Here is a 16286-nt window from a genome sequence, read left to right as displayed (position 1 = left end):
TGTTATTATTCCGTGTCTACCTTATAAAATGAGGCGTTATAAATATGCCTAATATAAACCATTATTAAGATTATAACTTTGTAAAGTATTCCTGTAAAGCTGCTTATAAACATAGGCCGGTTTTACATGAAAAAACCATGTACCGATGAACACACCTTACAATGATGTTTTAAGGATTACTGAGTCCGCCCAACTCAAAATTTTGCTGCTGACTGGTGATACGGGAATGTTGCGCAAATTCCGTCAGTTATTAACCCCACAGTATAGCCTATTGGTTGCCAATACAGTTGCAGAAGGCATTGCATATGGGTATAATAATCAACCGGATATGGTTTTATGTGACTCATTGATGAATGACACTACCGGCTACCAGTTCCTTATTACCCTGAGGAATGATCCGGTGTTAAAACATATTCCTTTTATTCTTTTCAGCAGACCAAACGGCCCGGCAAACATGCGTAAAGGAATGAACCTGGGTGCAGACGATTTCCTGGTAGCACCTTTTAGCGGGGAAGAACTACTGAAAAGTATCCAGTCAAGGCTTAGCAGGTATTATCACATAAGGGATACCTATGCCGGAACAACAAGGGAATTTGTGGCAGGAGAAATAAACACCCTGATAGTCAATGACAGACTAAGTAAAACGGAAGCCAAAATACTGGAAATGATTGCAAAGGGCATGAGCAGCAGAGACATTGCATCTTATAAATGCATCAGCGTGAGAACCGTAGATAATCACAGGCATAATATTACAAAAAAACTACAGCTTTCCGGGCCAAATGCACTAGTAAAATTTGCTATAGGGTATGCAGGGGCAATGGGCAGATAAATGAATTCAAAAGAAACGCCGGCCAGTATTGCTACAGGCCGGCGTTTTTATATAAATCGTTCAATTATGTGCAAAAAAAAACGGCGAACCATGAATGGAAAGCCGGTCTTTCATCCATTGTTTGTTAACCCCAGCTGCTGATCTTTATTCGGACTGAGCAGCTGGGGCTACCCTTACAATGTTTCTTAATGCAATATTAATACATAGATATGTATTAAGATGTTAACCCTTGGTTAATGATGATTTATTGTTGCGTTATTGTGTTTTTACTCTCCACTTTATTCCCAGCAGGCACGGTATTATGGAACTTTACTGGTTGTGCAGGCATGCCGACAGCTGTGCATCCCTCAGGTAAACTTTTAGTAACAACAGCCCCCATACCGATCACGGTTCCCGCTCCCACTGTTGCCTGATTAATAATTTTTGCGCCTGTACCGCAGTATACACCTTCATAAATAGTTACCTCACCGGAAATATTAATTGCCGGCATAAATGAACAGTAATCACCAATGATAGTATCATGGCCTATAGTACAGCCCAGATTCAGGATCACATGCTTCCCGATGCTGATGTTCACTGTAATAATGCAACCCGCACAAATAATTGTTCCTTCTCCTATTTTTACTTCATCTGTACCAATCTGCACATTCGGGTGGATCAGCACAGGATAAGAAATATTATTATTGCTGATTTTTTCAATAATGCTCTTTTTCACTTTAGGATTACCGATAGCTACCAGCAATGCCATTGGCTCTTCAATACTATTCAAATCTTCTGCACCTCCCAACACAGGAAATCCATTAACCATTCTTCCTTTTTCCATCCCATCATCGTAGTATCCTTTGAAATCCCATTGAGAATATTTAGATTTTGTTTCATTGATCTGGTCGATCAACATTTTCACTTCCCGGCCAAAGCCGCCGGCTCCATAGATTGCAATTTTTTTCATGCTTGTTGATTGAATTTAAAAAAGATAAGGTATAATCTTATATGATATAGAACATAACAAGAACAAAGCGGTTAACATTACAACTGCTAAGCAGCAGTGATCTGACAGAATTATACATAACTAGAATTTTAGGGGTAGAACTTATATCGAAAACTGTTGCGTCGAGGAAGGTAACAAAGTATGAGATAAAAAACGTTAATGGATTGTTAATTAGAGTCAATTATTTCATATGCCTGCTGATCACTATCGAATCAATAATAATGTCCCTTGTTCTTTTCTTGCCTGGGCTTTGCCATCTGTGAAAGTGATCACATATAAATAACTACCTGTTGGCTGATCAATCCCTTTCTGCTTACCATCCCATCCCCTGTTTGGATCGAGAGTTTCAAAAATTAGCTGTCCCCAGCGTCCGTATACCGCCATCCTGAAATCACTTACCCCGTCATTTATCTTAGCACGGAAAACATCATTCACACCATCCCCGTTTGGACTGAAAGCATTTGGAACAAATATGGCGCACTCACGCCATTCTTTCATTACTGTTACATCTCCATCTATATTGCAATCCTGACTGTCAGTTATTCGATAATGATATTGTCTTGCATCTAACTGACGAAAAATACTGTCTGACTGAGATTTATATCCGGGAATACTATAAGTATAAGGAGGGGTTCCCCCACTAGCTGATAAAATGATCTTCCCATTAGCAACATCTGCACAACTCACACTACTAACCAGAACTTGATTTAATCTTATTGGATCCGGATCAGTCAATACTATATTTTCTACTTTATTGGTACAACCTGCAAGATCTTTGATCATCAAACTATAATTACCCGCTGCAAGGTTATCGAAAACAGCTACAGAACGACCATTTCTATCGTCATTCAGATAATATAAATAGGGAGACATTCCCCCGGATGCGTTTGCTATAATTCCATTTGTATTATCACCATTACATCTGGAAGATAAAATATCAACCTTCAGATCAAGATCAGAAACAGGCACTGTTATTTCGGCACTATCAGTAAGTCCCTCGGCACTTTTTACAACCAGCTTATATGCCCCTGCAGCCAGGTTTGCAACCTGTTTAGAAGAATCATTTCCTGGTTTCCACCGGTACTTATATCTGCCGGAAAGGCCGGCAATATTTGCAATGACCTTTCCCGTATGCGAGTTAGGACAAGTAGGAAAAGCTTTTAGTGTTATATGGAGTCCTTCTATTATCGAAGAGGAAAAATTATCCAGCAGGATGGCGACCCCACCGTCACTCATTGCGCTATCATAATTGGCCCAGAAAGAAATGTAACTATAATTTTTTGAGGGGGTAAAAACAGCCGTATTTCTTTTCCACCCAGTATATGTAAATCGTCCAGACTCCCATAACAATTCGGCCTTATCACTTACTGAATTACCGCCATAAATCGCCATAGAACCATAGCTTTCATCTAATTCCCCATAAACAGCTGTAAAGGCAAGATCAAAGGATATTGAATAATATTTCCCTTTCTTTAATTCAGCTGATAAAAGCTGTGCGATCCCTTCCTCCCATGTAGCAGTACTTTGCAATCCCACATAAGTATTCCCGGCTGAAGCTGGCATATAAATATTAAAGTAACCAGGTAAAACATCAGGCGTTTTACTTGCTTTCAGCCATTCATCTGGTACTTTTTCTGTACCAGCGATTCCTTCCAAAGATGAATTTCTAATTCTTATTGATTGTGCATCAACAGTTTGTGTATTTACCCCAAAAGAGACTAACAGTAAGAGCCCAGTATTTGCAAACCACAGCTTACACAATAATTCAACACATTTCAGACAACAGGATTCTAACCTATTGCATAGTATAGGCAATAGTTTCATAGGATAGGAAGCATTTGGTTTATAGCATAGGATCTACTCAGTCATATATAAATAAGTGTTAAAGTAAATATATGTATTAAATTTATTATAATACATATATATTTACATTATTTCTATTTAAACAGACATTCCTTCCCTGCTTTAAACCATTAGGTACCTAATCAGATCTTATGATACGGGATTTAATTTTGAGGTTTTCTAACTTTTACTACTAAGAAATCATTCAGGGAAATAGGCATTAATGATGATGGAATCCTGAATCCTAAACCAGTATTTACATCCAGTGAGTACCATCTGTCGACGTTGAACCCTACTCTACTTAAATATTTGCTTAACCTGGCCTTATTAAAATCAATAACATGAGCCGCCTCCCAATGCCCATCTATTAATATACCGGTTCCTCCCAGGGGCTTACCACAGTCGCCTGATGCTGCCATAAGGGGAACCTTACCCAACAACCATTTCAATCTGTTTCGCAATGAAACGGCATTAGGGACAGTAACAAAAAATTCTCCATTGGGTTGTAAACAACGATATATTTCCTTCAACAATGGAGTTCCCATTCGTAAATGCTCCAGCACTTCTGTACATATTACATACTCAATTGAGTTGTCTTCAAATGGTAACCGTGATGTTCTGCCATCCAGATCCACCATCACATCAGGATCTCCATACTTGTCAAGGATCAGCCATGAATCATGAGGAACATATTTTTTGAAAGTTGCATCAACTCCTCCGATTTCAATAAAATTGCGTGCGGTGGTATTCCCGCTAACTACTTTACAGGAAGCTTTAAATCTGTAAAGTTGTTCAATTTGATTTTCCATTACCTTATTGTATTAATTTTCTAATTAATTGCTACAATCAAGACATAATGAGTTCAACAGACTGATTTTCCGTTACCACACAGACTGAATAATATTTACAACCCGCTGCAAATCTGCTTCCAATAAATTTGATCCACTGGGTAAACATAACCCTGTATTGAATAACTTCTCGGATACTCCATTAGTATAAGCCGGTGCATCTGAAAAAACAGGTTGCATATGCATTGGCTTCCATAATGGCCTGGATTCAATATTATCCCCCTCTAACGCAATACGTACATCCTCTCTGGTAATTCCACCACTGGTTTCTGGATTTATTAATACCGTTGTTAACCAACGATTACTGAAACTTCCTTCCGGTTCTACAACGAAAGAAATACCTTTTAATGCAGAAAGTTCCTGCATATAATAATCATAATTAGCACGACGGCGCTCTACCCATTCATCCAGCACCTGAATCTGCCCTCTTCCAATTCCGGCACATATATTACTCATCCTGTAATTATACCCTATTTCACTGTGCTGGTAATGAGGTGCTGCATCTCTGGCCTGCGTAGCCAGAAACCTGGCTTTGGAAATATAAGCCACGTCATTACCAATCAACGCCCCTCCACCACTTGTAGTGATGATCTTATTCCCGTTGAAACTTAAAATTCCCAAAGTGCCAAAAGTACCGCATGCTTTCCCTTTATAAGTAGCTCCCAGTGCTTCAGCGGCATCTTCAATAATGGGAATCTCATATTCACTGGCGATTGCCAGAATTTTATCCATTTGTGCAGGCATACCATATAAATGCACCGGAATGATTGCTTTGGGCTTCCTCCCCTTTGCAATACGGTCTTTAATGGCAACGTCCAACAATGAAGGATCCATGTTCCAGGTTTCCTCTTCACTGTCAACAAATACTGGTATGGCTCCCTGGTAAGCAATAGGATTCGCAGATGCAGAAAAAGTCATACTCTGGCAAATAACTTCATCTCCACTTTTTACTCCTGCCAGTATTAATCCTAAATGCAATGCAGCTGTTCCTGATGACAAAGCAGCTACATGACCAATGCTAAGATATGTTGCCAGATCATCTTCAAATCCGTCAACATTCGGTCCCAGCGGCGCAATCCAGTTTGCATCAAATGCATCATGAATAAACCCTAATTCTTTATTTCCCATGTGGGGAGATGATAACCAAATCTTCTTCTTCATCCTTTTATATCTCTTTTATAAACCAGAAATTCTTTTAGCCGGATTTCCAACCATAGTGATTCCTCCCGGAACATCTTTAGTCACAACCGCTCCTGCACCTATTACTGCCCAATTCCCGATATTAACTCCGGGAATGACTATAGCCCCTGCTCCTATGTGCACACCTTCTCCAACTGTAATATTTCCACATAACACCGCATTTGGGGAGATATGCACGTAATCTCCCAATACACAATCATGATCTACAGAAGCATTTGAATTAATAATGCAATGTTTTCCAATCCGGGCATCCGCATTAATAGTAACACCTCCCATTACAACGGAGCCTTCCTTTATCACAGCTCTTCCCGAAATATTTGCTTTAGGATGTATCGCTGTACCAAATCTCCCGTTAAGCGATAGCGAGAGTTCTTTCCGGATTTTGTTATTACCAATTGAAATGATCAACTCATTATTCTCCCTCTCAAAATTATCCGGGAAAAGGGTTACGCTATACTTTAACAATTCCGTCACAGTTGAATTATCGTCAAATAAACCGGCTACCGGAATTCCCATCATTTCCAGGATCTCTATAATTACTTTAGCATGGCCGCTGGCTCCATATAAATACATCATACTCTAATTATTAATAGTAGAAGTTCCTCTAAATTTTTCCATAGTTGTAGATGGCGCGGCATTAATACCTTCAGACTTTGTTACTTTAAATATCGTCATCCAGATGATCTTTATATCAAGTAAGAAACTTACATGGTCAACATACCATACATCATATTCGAATTTCTGCTCCCAACTGATTGCATTTCGCCCATTTACCTGAGCCCAACCGGTAATACCAGGTTGTACATCATGCCTTCTCTGCTGAGAACTATTGTACAAAGGCAGATATTCTACCAGTAAAGGCCTGGGACCGATTATGCTCATATCTCCCATTATCACATTTAAAAGCTGAGGAATCTCATCCAAAGATGTTTTACGGATAAATTTGCCAATTGATGTAAGCCTCTCAACATCCGGTAATAAGTTGCCTTCAGCATCTCTCCGGTCATTCATCGTCTTAAACTTAATAATACTGAAGATCTTACCATTTTTCCCCGGACGGTATTGTCTGAAAAAAGGGTTTTTATTATAGCTGATATAAAGGATAATCCATACGACGATTAACACGGGTAAAGCAATTACCAGTGCAATAAATGATACTATTATATCAATTACTCTTTTAAAAAAAACTTTATAAAATCCTTTCATTAATAAATTGTCGCTTGCCTTTTTTCCCAAGTAATAATCTGTATTCATTTAATAATTCTTCCCAGATATTTTCCCTGCTATAGTTCGCAGTAATTTTTTCTCTTGCTACAACAGAACATGCTAACCTAAACTCTTCATCAGTAATCATTCGCTCCATAGCAACGCGAAGACTGTTTTCATCTTTGGAAGGAATTACCAGTCCATTGATACCATCTTCAATAATTTCATTACAGCCATTTATATCTGTTACAATGCAGGGTAGATTCAAACAAGCGCACTGCATTGGTACATTCGGAAATCCTTCACGATATGATGGAAATACCAATACATCTGAAGCCGCAACATATGGACGTACATCATCTTTGTAACCAACATGTATAACTGCACTATGCTTTTCAATAATTTTTTTTACTTCTTTGTCAACAGGATTCAATTCATCTTCAAAAGGTCCTACCAGTAATAATCTGATATGACTATGCTTATCAGTAAGCGTTTTAAATACAGATATCAATTCATTAATCCCTTTATCCCTTACTACACGGCCAATGAAAATAAAAACAAGATCCGTCTTTCCGATACCGTGTTCCACACGTAACGCAGCAGCTTTTGAAATAAGATCATCTGTAAGATTGAAATAATCAGTATTGATTCCATTTGAACTACCACGCCCAATTACCTTCGCTTTTTTTTCATCTGTATATCCATGTTTAATTAAGTAATCTTTAAGACGGAATGAGTTCGGATAAATAAACGTAGCACAATCGTAAGTCAACTTTTCTACAAATACCAACAAAGCTTTTTTCATTCCTTTTGCTTCTATTAAAGGAAGTCCGGCTACAGTATGCATACGAATAGAAGTACGGGTCAGGAGGGCCCCCAGCATACCTATTATTCCTGCTTTAGCGGTATGTGTATGAATGATATCGGGTTTAATCCTCTTTATAAGCTTTATCATTTTATACAAACTGATGAAATCTCTCCAAGGGCTGATGGTACGTGTCATGGGAACTACATAATGGGGACACCCCTCTCTTTTAACAAGCTTATCCACATTATTGCCATTCTCACTCACCATATAAACTTCAAATCCATTTTCAGACATAAAACGCATCTGGCCTTCCAACAATTTATCCAGTGATAAAGGAATTGTTGTTATCCGCATTAATCGTGGAGTTTTAATTTCTTTCATAATTTGCAACAAAAATTATAAACTAAAATAAGTAGAATTAACGCTTGCAATATTATACACTGAACTACTATTTCCCTTTATAGAAAATATCAGCTTATTATCTTTAAGGATACACGAGGTACCCAGATTGTATTTGTCTATTCCAGCGTTCATTAATACAGCCCCCTCCCTTTCTTTATCAATCTTATATCCACCTTGTTTGTAATCAAATTTCAGCTTCACAAAAAACTTAATCCGGCCTGCACCATTCTGCTGTTGATCCTTAATTAATATGTCTCCTGTCAGAAAAAAATCCTTTTTAGGATTACCTCCTGCATTTAACAATTTTCCCAGATCAACAATGTTTCCTTGTGAATTTGCAAGAGGCTGCAAATAATAACTGGTATTTCTAACTCCCGACAGAACAGGATTCTTTGATATCCTGACAAGGAAATCTTCAGGTGCAGTATTACGCTGCATATTTGATCCGGTCGCTAACAATACTTTCTTACTTATTAGTACATTTAGCGGGGTAACAGCTCCTTTAGCATTATTGCCGACAATTGCACAGTCAACTATCTTATATTCTTCCTTTACACTTGAAAACCTGACGCCCTCTTTAGCATTCTCAATAAAGTTATTCCTGATGGTATCTTTTGAAATACTACTACTTGCCTGCAGATGAATGCCTATATTAACCTTATCAGTTAACAGGTGGTTACTAACAATTGTCAAATTATTAATACCCGAAAACTTACCAATATATTCCTGATTAGGGCTAATTGCAATGAGTAGATTATCTCTTATCATTATATCTGAAATTTGCCTGGCCCCTACAGTTGCCATATAAAAACAGGCTCCGCCATTTTGCTTTATAATATTATTAGAGACAGTGATGTCATTAACAGTATACGCAGCATATATCGTTGGATTCCGTGGAACCAGCACATTATTAATCATATTGTTATAAAACACTACCTGCTTACTTCTTGTGAAATTGATAGACCCATTCTGCTGATAATTTAATTCAATCACATAATTCTTTCCAGGATTATTTTCATTCCAGCCGCAAGTAGTTATTGCGCCACATCTTTTAGTATATACAAAAAAGTTACCTCCTATATAAACGTTTTCAATAATTCCGCTAGATGGCTCAGAATGTATACAATCGTCATCCATGTCTTCAAAATAACAACCAATAATAGATACATTCCGATATCCACTTCCCAGGCCAATTCCTTCTCTCTGACATTTCATGAAAGAATTATCGAAAATGAGTATACTATCTGGTGCTCTGCTTGAACCTCTGATTGTTATCCCATCTCCGCAGGCATTCAAAAAAGAACAATTTCTAATTACCACATTTGAGGTCCCATCAAGAAATAATAACCCATTCTGCTCAAAAGGCAATGGCTTATTCTGGGGATTAGGTGGTTTCATATTATTAAGGTAATTGCCATCCAGAGAAATATTATCAATAGTAATATCCCTTACCGCGTTATCTATTGCTTGAAACATTCGTGCAAAATTCTCCTGATTGGCTTGCAGTCTAATAATTGATTGCGCTCCCGCTCCGGCAATATGATTATTACCTTCCAGCAATAAACAAAATGGTTTTCCCTTGAAATTTGTTTTGCTTACTATGTAAACACCAGCCGGAATGAACAATATGGTATTATGAAGTCTTGCAAAATTAATCCCCTCTTGCAGTGCTTTGCTATCATCCGTAATACCATCGCCTTTTGCCCCGAATCTTTTAACATTAGTTGTATCTGAGCCAACCTTATAAGATACACCACATACCCCTATAGACGGAATCATCAGTAAATTTGACAAACAAAGCAATAAGGAAACCAATAAACATGAATTATTTTTCATAATACAAAATTTCAGTGCTTAAGCAGACATCACAAATAATTAATTAAGTTTGAATAATCTTACAACGGCACGAAACTTTCCGTTGGAACTCAGGGGAATGTCTTCTACCGTTTCCATTTTGATAGTAATATCATTCCCTAACCTTTCCCGAAGGTTTTTATCAAATTTCTTCTTAACTACTACATTGTAATCGGCATTAATTACCATTTTTACAACAAATTCATTTTCTGAAATCTGTAAAATCTGGGATTTCTCGATGCCCTCTAAACCTTTATATGCCGTATCCATTCTTCCTATCATCCCCTTTTCCCTGGTAAATAATAAATCATCTTCCCGTCCTATTACACCTCTGATATAAGGGAAGTTACTACCGCAATTACACCCGGTCTCCGGCCCATCTGCAGATAGCTGGACTAAATCTCCTATCTTATACCTGATCAGGGGTGTTTTTAAATTACGGAAACTAGTCACCGTCATTTCCGCAATATCCCATCCTGAATCATCTTTCCCTTTATGTGCAAACTCAAAAAATCCAGTATCAATGTTAAGATGAAGATGACCACATGTACATTCTGTTATTAAAGGAGAGCCCTCTGATGAAGCATACTGATTATAGACTTTGCAGCCAAAGAATGATTCTATTACCTCTCTTTGCTCTTCATATAATGTTTCCGCAGTAGTCGATATTGCCATGGGTTTAAACGACAATTTAAAATTATTTTTTTGCCCATATTTAGCAATAATAAAAATAGCAGAAGGATAACCTTCTATCATATGTGGCTTATATTCATTTATCTTTTCAAGATAATGCATCATATATTCAGCCTTCAGATGATAGGAAGAAAGAAACAGTCGCCTGTTACTATAATCCTCTACCCAAAAAGGAGGAGTTACAGCATGAGGATTTACGATAATTTTCCCTGAGAACCTAATTGTTTTAAAGCGGTCTGGAAGTCCTATAAAATCATAAAACCGTCTCCATGTAGAAAATGATTTTATAAGTGATGCTTTGTCAAAAGGGCTGGTCATGGGACTGCCCGTTGTACCACTTGTCTTATTATAGAATACTGTCTTTCTCCGGGGGTTATTATTTACGAATTTATTAAGTTCCGTTCTGAATGTTTTTTTTTCGATAACAGGCAATTGATAATAAAATGCCATCAATTGTTCATCAGATGAAAAATCGTAATTCTTACTAAGAGGATAAAATTGTTTATAAAAATCAACAAACTGAAGTGATTCCTCCAACAGCTTTCTTAATTGGATTAACTGAATTAATTCCAATTCCTGTTGTATTTTTTTGCCATTCTTTCTATAAAAAATGAGGTCATCATCATAATCTTTGCCTTTCCATTTTGAAGAAGCGTATAACTGATGAAGTGTAACCAGAATATTTTTAATTACTGATGGACTCCGGTAATAAATACTTTCCAGCATCTTTCTTACTGTATTCATAAAACTTTGCATATAAATTACATAAAATAACTATTGTGCATAAAATCCAGAATTCCCGTTTTCTCAGGTGGTAGGTATATGTCCAGCTAATAAAACACCCTAATATAAAAGGCCACATATTTTTAAGATAATCAGCAAAAGGATTAAGTATCTTCCCACCGTAAGTAGGGTATTTCTTAAATGATCTCAGCTGTCCGATAAAAAAATATATAAATACGCAATACCCAATAATACCGATGATTCCTGTTTCCCCCAGCATTTTAAAGTATGTACTATGAACCTCATATCTTTTATAGTTCCCTGCGAATGCACCTAATCCGGTTCCCGTGTAAGGATTTATTTTGAACGCAGACATTGCCATTCCATAATTATCTGCCAGAAAGCCTTCTTTGGTAGGATCTTTTTCACCATTAATATTTTCAGTAACACGCGTTCTTACTTTTTCCTTTACTCTGTTATTTAATGCAGTTGAAAAAGATTCAAGATTATCATAAACAAAGTAACCGACTACCCCAAACACCAATGTAAAAATTAACGGCAATACCCTTCTTCTAAAAATATTGAAGAATAAAAAACCGAATACTACGCCAATATAAGCTGCAATTTTTGCAGTGGATAGCAGAAAAAGTCCTCCAACTATTATACCGATGGTTATTAGTCGCTTTTGTCGGGGAGTGAATAAGTTTGAAATATCCGAAAATACAACAGGGATGAGAATGGTCAAACAAACCAAAATATAAGCTCCTGCCTGCCCGGCATTTCTGAACCCCGAAACAACTTCCCCATCAGCTCTTCCTGAAAAGATACGTGGTAAACCAAAGCCTCCGCCAAAAAAATCAAGCAGTCCTATAACCGATGCAATAATAGTAACAGTTGCGACATCCTGTATAAGAAGACAGATATTATTCCTATATGCATTATACATCAGAACTACAGAAAGGAGCAGAAAAAAATGTATCAATACTTCAAACAGGGTTGCATAAGCAGATAAACTATAAAATGCTCCTGCAAGAAAAGCAAAAATCATAATAATAGCTGCTGTTATCCGAGGTAGTGTGAACTTCTTCCCGATGAGTATTATCAACCCAATTGTTGCAATAAAATCAGGAAATGTGAAACGTCCTGTAAATCCTACACCAGCTTCACCATATGTTTTTGTGATAAAGGAAGTAAGGACATAAAATCTAGCCCAAAAAACAACTATTCCTTTTGGAATATGTTTTACTAACTGGCTATATATATTTACACTCAGCATTATATTTATCTATTCTTACAACTTATTCAATAATTCAGAAAACTGAAAAGCCTGATATTTCCTTTTATATTTCTTAATTGCCTCATCATTCCCCGAATGATGTCCATTATTCAACGAGCCATTCCTAAATTCCTTATAAACATCCCAAAGCTTCTCTGCATTAGCTCTGAAGACTATGTCATTTTCATCACTTGAAAAAGCACTACCACAATTCAATTCTGAAAAAATACGCGATGCCTCAGAATGTTCGGGTGCAAATAATAAAACATGTCTATTGGCGGCCATATATTCAAATCCCTTAACAGGGAAACCCATATAATGGCTTTTTCTGTTACCAACTATCAGCCAGAGAGCATCAGCATTAGCCATATGCTTTAATACATCCTTTCGGGGAATCTGACCTAAATAGGTTAACATCTGGGGAGGGACACATTCCTTCATCCGATCCAGTAAATCCTTTGATATATTACCAGCAATTACAACTTCAATATCATCAGCCGCAACTCTGGCATCATTTACCAATAATGACAATGATTTCAAAAGAGGAAACGGGCTACGTATTCCATTATAAAAAGTACCCGCATAGAAAATAGTAAATTTTTTATTGGGTGTTTCCCGGTATTCTCCTCCTGCAAATTCGTTATCATCAAAACCATTAAAAATCACCGAACTATCTCTGATACCTGGATAAGTTTTAAGGTATTCACTTCTCATATCATTTCCTATAAATACAAGATGATCAGCAGCAGCAACTATTTTTCTTTCAATATGCCTGTCTATTAACTTCCGGAAAAGATATCTTTCCTCTTCTATATCATTGAGATAGTAAAAATCCCGAAAATCAGCGATCCATTTTATTCCTGTTTTCTTTACAACATAATAGGCGATAAGATGATTCACCAATGATGGTGATGTAGAAAAGATAAACTTGATGTCCGGATGGTCTCTCAATATTTCTTTTGCTTTTCTCAAAGCCTTAAAAAACCATAGTATCCCTTTATCCGGTATTAGGATTTCCCTTCCTATAGATTTCAGCAATGATCTTTTCAATCCCTTACCTGATTTCTTTTTCTGTTGTCCCTGGATACCCGGTTCATTAGTACCCTTATCAGTATAAACAATATTCAGATTACTCAAATCAGCCCAATCGCTTTGCCCCAATGAACTCATCGCATTCCGGGAGGTAAGTACTATATTATCTACCGTACCACTTTCCTGCAGATATTTAGCCATAAAATATGGCCGTTGCGCTGCGGGTACATTATCCGGGGGAAAACTATAAGAAACAATCAGCAATTTTGCCTTCATTATTATTAACATTTATTAATTTAATATTCATGGGATTCCCAAAAGCCAGGCTCATTGAAGGAACCGGTCTATTTACAACACATCCTGCCCCTATTATCGCGCCACGACCTATTGTAACTCCTGGTAGTATTATCACATTTGCACCTATCCAAACGTCATCTGCTATAATCACGGGTAACGCTGCGCCATTCGTGTTAATTCTTTTTGAAGGATCATTCCAGCACATATCATGTCCATTACTATCAATAATATTTGTATTTGCCGCGATTAAAACATTATTGCCGATTTCAATTCTCTCTCTCGCATGAATACAAGTTCCATGAATACGGCAATTACTTCCTATCCTGATCAGTGCGTCTTCTCCATCCGCTAATAATTTGACAGCACTAAACATATTCATGTGGTAACCATAATTACTTGAATTAAGTACCGTATTATTCCCAATAATTATTCTGGAACGACCGCGTATATCAACGTGGGCTATTCCCCTTACGTTAACATTTACTCCCAGCTTCAGTCCTTTTACCAGATACAATAGCAATCTTCCCAGACCAGAAGCAAGAACAAATTGTGTCTTATATATTAAATGCAGCATAGATTAAGATCTGTTAAAGCCATGAAGAGTTTCCGCAATAAATTCAGCAGCTTTACCATCACCATAAAGCTGTGTAGCAAAATCCATTTTAGTATTTAACATCTTATCTACTTTAGTTAGAATATCTGCTTTATCAGTATTTGCAAGAATATTTACACCAGTATTCACAAGTTCAATCCATTCCGTCTGATCTCTTACGGTGACACATGGCTTTCTAAAAAAATATGCTTCCTTTTGCAAGCCACCACTATCAGTTACTACTAATGAAGTACACTGCAGCAGATATAACATTTCCATATATCCTACAGGCTCTACTATCTGAAATGTAGTTTCAATCCGCTCTTTTTCAATAAGCTTAGCCGTTCTTGGATGTATCGGCATCAATACCGGAATCTCCTTATTCAGTTGATTCAATGCCGCTATGATTTCCTTCAGTTTGCTCACATCATCAGTATTTTCAGCCCGGTGCATTGTTACCAGGATAAATTCCGGAGGAACACTAAATGCTGGTGCTTTGGCATACCCGGCAAAAAGGAGGCTGGAATCCAGCATTACGTCACCTGTTAAAATAGTTTTCACTCCTTTTCTTGAAAACACGCCCTCATTCTTTAAATTTTCAATCGCCTGTGCTGTAGGGCAAAATAATATATCACTTACATGATCGGTCAGTACACGATTTATTTCTTCAGGCATCTGTCTGTTAAAAGACCTTAGTCCCGCTTCTATATGTATAACAGGTACATGCAGTTTAACGGCGGCTAATGCACCTGCTAAAGTAGAATTGGTATCCCCATATACAACCAGCATGTCGGGCCTGTCAGCAATAATGATCTTTTCAATTTCTTCAGTCATACGTCCGGTCATAGCTCCATGGTTCAGATTTCCCACGGATAAATGATACTGGGGTTTGGGAATATTCATTTGCTGAAAAAAAACAGCACTCATATTATCATCATAATGCTGTCCTGTATGAATGGTTGCAACATCAAAACATTTCTGTAATGCAAGTTCTACAACTGAATGCTTGATAAACTGTGGCCGGGCTCCTACTATTGCAAGTACTTTCTTCATATATCTTTTCAAGCTTTATTAATTAGTCCGAATAATAAACGTATTTAGTTCTGACAATCATTGCAATATTCATCACCATAAACTATTTTCTCCAAACACTTCTTACATCTGCTGGCAATAGCCTTAGCCGGTACTCCTGCGATAATTGTATGCGACGAAAACGATTTCGATACAACAGATCCGGCGCCTACTACACAATAATCATTAATATTTACTCCTGGCAAAACAACACAATTGGAGGCTATCCATACGGAATTGCCAATCCTTATAGGAGGCCCTGGCAAATTAACCTTCAGATTCCGGTATGAATGATTCGAGCTGATGAACTGACATCCGTATGCCCATATGGTACCTTCCCCTATTTCAATACCATTTATTGCCTGATAATAACATCCTCCGGAAGCAACAAAACTTTTATAAACAGAATATGTTTCCTCTGACCCGGTAATTTTAATATTTTTTGGTGTATTAACTCTTGATGTAAAATTGAAAAGAATATCTGCGCCTGTATTTATACGCAGAATGTTTTTAAAAAAAGTATTCACTACTAAAATCCCCATTCCGGTAGCATAATATTGCCGTTTATATATTCTATTCAAAAAGGGTATAAAACTTAAAAGGCGTAATATCTTTTTCATTTATG

The 16286-nt window shown here is 37.2% G+C and carries 15 protein-coding genes; 1 reads left to right on the top strand and 14 read right to left on the bottom strand.

Going from position 1 to position 16286, the window contains the following annotated elements; all coding sequences use genetic code 11:
- Positions 1-145: 145 nt before the first annotated feature.
- Positions 146-829, top strand: coding sequence for a response regulator transcription factor (locus BM176_RS13860; RefSeq protein ID WP_090103930.1), 684 nt, complete (start codon positions 146-148; stop codon positions 827-829).
- Between the two features lie 244 nt (positions 830-1073).
- On the opposite strand, the gene BM176_RS13855 is transcribed toward BM176_RS13860, so the two are convergent.
- The 14 genes from BM176_RS13855 to BM176_RS13790 all read right to left on the bottom strand — a co-directional run bounded on the left by BM176_RS13855 (position 1074) and on the right by BM176_RS13790 (position 16281).
- Positions 1074-1778: an acetyltransferase gene (locus tag BM176_RS13855; RefSeq protein ID WP_090103928.1), complete on the bottom strand. Its 705-nt coding sequence runs from the start codon at positions 1776-1778 to the stop codon at positions 1074-1076.
- 243 nt (positions 1779-2021) lie between these two features.
- The gene (locus BM176_RS13850; RefSeq protein ID WP_177230401.1) at positions 2022-3473 is read right to left on the bottom strand and encodes a T9SS type B sorting domain-containing protein; all 1452 of its coding nucleotides are present in this window, start codon (positions 3471-3473) and stop codon (positions 2022-2024) included.
- A 350-nt stretch (positions 3474-3823) separates the two neighbouring features.
- A complete protein-coding gene (locus tag BM176_RS13845; protein ID WP_090103923.1) occupies positions 3824-4468 on the bottom strand; it encodes a methyltransferase domain-containing protein in 645 nt (214 codons plus the stop codon).
- Between the two features lie 72 nt (positions 4469-4540).
- Positions 4541-5668, bottom strand: coding sequence for a DegT/DnrJ/EryC1/StrS family aminotransferase (locus tag BM176_RS13840; RefSeq protein ID WP_090103921.1), 1128 nt, complete (start codon positions 5666-5668; stop codon positions 4541-4543).
- 15 nt (positions 5669-5683) lie between these two features.
- Entirely contained in the window at positions 5684-6283 is a 600-nt protein-coding gene (locus tag BM176_RS13835; protein WP_255373511.1) for an acetyltransferase, read from the bottom strand.
- Between the two features lie 3 nt (positions 6284-6286).
- Positions 6287-6913, bottom strand: coding sequence for a sugar transferase (locus BM176_RS13830; RefSeq protein WP_090103917.1), 627 nt, complete (start codon positions 6911-6913; stop codon positions 6287-6289).
- A complete protein-coding gene (locus tag BM176_RS13825) occupies positions 6897-8102 on the bottom strand; it encodes a glycosyltransferase family 4 protein (protein WP_090103915.1) in 1206 nt (401 codons plus the stop codon). The genes BM176_RS13830 and BM176_RS13825 overlap by 17 nt, the downstream gene beginning before the upstream one ends.
- 15 nt (positions 8103-8117) lie before the next feature.
- Complete coding sequence (locus BM176_RS13820; protein WP_090103913.1) at positions 8118-9959, bottom strand: right-handed parallel beta-helix repeat-containing protein; 1842 nt, start codon at positions 9957-9959, stop codon at positions 8118-8120.
- A 39-nt stretch (positions 9960-9998) separates the two neighbouring features.
- Entirely contained in the window at positions 9999-11414 is a 1416-nt protein-coding gene (locus BM176_RS13815) for a phenylacetate--CoA ligase family protein (RefSeq protein ID WP_090103912.1), read from the bottom strand.
- Positions 11356-12669, bottom strand: coding sequence for an O-antigen ligase family protein (locus tag BM176_RS13810; RefSeq protein WP_090103910.1), 1314 nt, complete (start codon positions 12667-12669; stop codon positions 11356-11358). The genes BM176_RS13815 and BM176_RS13810 overlap by 59 nt, the downstream gene beginning before the upstream one ends.
- 15 nt (positions 12670-12684) lie before the next feature.
- On the bottom strand, positions 12685-13977 hold the full coding sequence (locus tag BM176_RS13805; RefSeq protein ID WP_090103908.1) for a glycosyltransferase family protein: 1293 nt from the start codon (positions 13975-13977) through the stop codon (positions 12685-12687).
- Positions 13946-14572, bottom strand: a complete 627-nt coding sequence (locus tag BM176_RS33060; RefSeq protein ID WP_090103906.1) for an acyltransferase — start codon at positions 14570-14572, stop codon at positions 13946-13948. Before BM176_RS33060 ends, BM176_RS13805 begins: the two co-directional genes overlap by 32 nt.
- A 3-nt stretch (positions 14573-14575) precedes the next feature.
- On the bottom strand, positions 14576-15643 hold the full coding sequence (wecB, locus tag BM176_RS13795) for a non-hydrolyzing UDP-N-acetylglucosamine 2-epimerase (protein WP_090103904.1): 1068 nt from the start codon (positions 15641-15643) through the stop codon (positions 14576-14578).
- A gap of 44 nt (positions 15644-15687) precedes the next feature.
- Entirely contained in the window at positions 15688-16281 is a 594-nt protein-coding gene (locus BM176_RS13790; RefSeq protein ID WP_090103902.1) for an acyltransferase, read from the bottom strand.
- Positions 16282-16286 lie beyond the last annotated feature (5 nt).

It is taken from the genome of Chitinophaga sp. CF118 (assembly GCF_900112615.1).
Taxonomy (GTDB): Bacteria; Bacteroidota; Bacteroidia; order Chitinophagales; family Chitinophagaceae; genus Chitinophaga.
Note: the sequence above shows the minus strand (reverse complement) of the source record. Positions and strands in the feature narration are given on the sequence as shown.

What these genes read in the sequence shown, in the direction of transcription:
- BM176_RS13860 (WP_090103930.1), top strand. Translation starts at nt 146, where the DNA reads ATGAACACACCTTACAATGATGTTTTAAGGATTACTGAGTCCGCCCAA.
- BM176_RS13855 (WP_090103928.1), bottom strand. Translation starts at nt 1,778, where the DNA reads ATGAAAAAAATTGCAATCTATGGAGCCGGCGGCTTTGGCCGGGAAGTG.
- BM176_RS13845 (WP_090103923.1), bottom strand. Translation starts at nt 4,468, where the DNA reads ATGGAAAATCAAATTGAACAACTTTACAGATTTAAAGCTTCCTGTAAA.
- BM176_RS13840 (WP_090103921.1), bottom strand. Translation starts at nt 5,668, where the DNA reads ATGAAGAAGAAGATTTGGTTATCATCTCCCCACATGGGAAATAAAGAA.
- BM176_RS13835 (WP_255373511.1), bottom strand. Translation starts at nt 6,283, where the DNA reads ATGATGTATTTATATGGAGCCAGCGGCCATGCTAAAGTAATTATAGAG.
- BM176_RS13830 (WP_090103917.1), bottom strand. Translation starts at nt 6,913, where the DNA reads ATGAAAGGATTTTATAAAGTTTTTTTTAAAAGAGTAATTGATATAATA.
- BM176_RS13825 (WP_090103915.1), bottom strand. Translation starts at nt 8,102, where the DNA reads ATGAAAGAAATTAAAACTCCACGATTAATGCGGATAACAACAATTCCT.
- BM176_RS13820 (WP_090103913.1), bottom strand. Translation starts at nt 9,959, where the DNA reads ATGAAAAATAATTCATGTTTATTGGTTTCCTTATTGCTTTGTTTGTCA.
- BM176_RS13815 (WP_090103912.1), bottom strand. Translation starts at nt 11,414, where the DNA reads ATGAATACAGTAAGAAAGATGCTGGAAAGTATTTATTACCGGAGTCCA.
- BM176_RS13810 (WP_090103910.1), bottom strand. Translation starts at nt 12,669, where the DNA reads ATGCTGAGTGTAAATATATATAGCCAGTTAGTAAAACATATTCCAAAA.
- BM176_RS13805 (WP_090103908.1), bottom strand. Translation starts at nt 13,977, where the DNA reads ATGAAGGCAAAATTGCTGATTGTTTCTTATAGTTTTCCCCCGGATAAT.
- BM176_RS33060 (WP_090103906.1), bottom strand. Translation starts at nt 14,572, where the DNA reads ATGCTGCATTTAATATATAAGACACAATTTGTTCTTGCTTCTGGTCTG.
- wecB (WP_090103904.1), bottom strand. Translation starts at nt 15,643, where the DNA reads ATGAAGAAAGTACTTGCAATAGTAGGAGCCCGGCCACAGTTTATCAAG.
- BM176_RS13790 (WP_090103902.1), bottom strand. Translation starts at nt 16,281, where the DNA reads ATGAAAAAGATATTACGCCTTTTAAGTTTTATACCCTTTTTGAATAGA.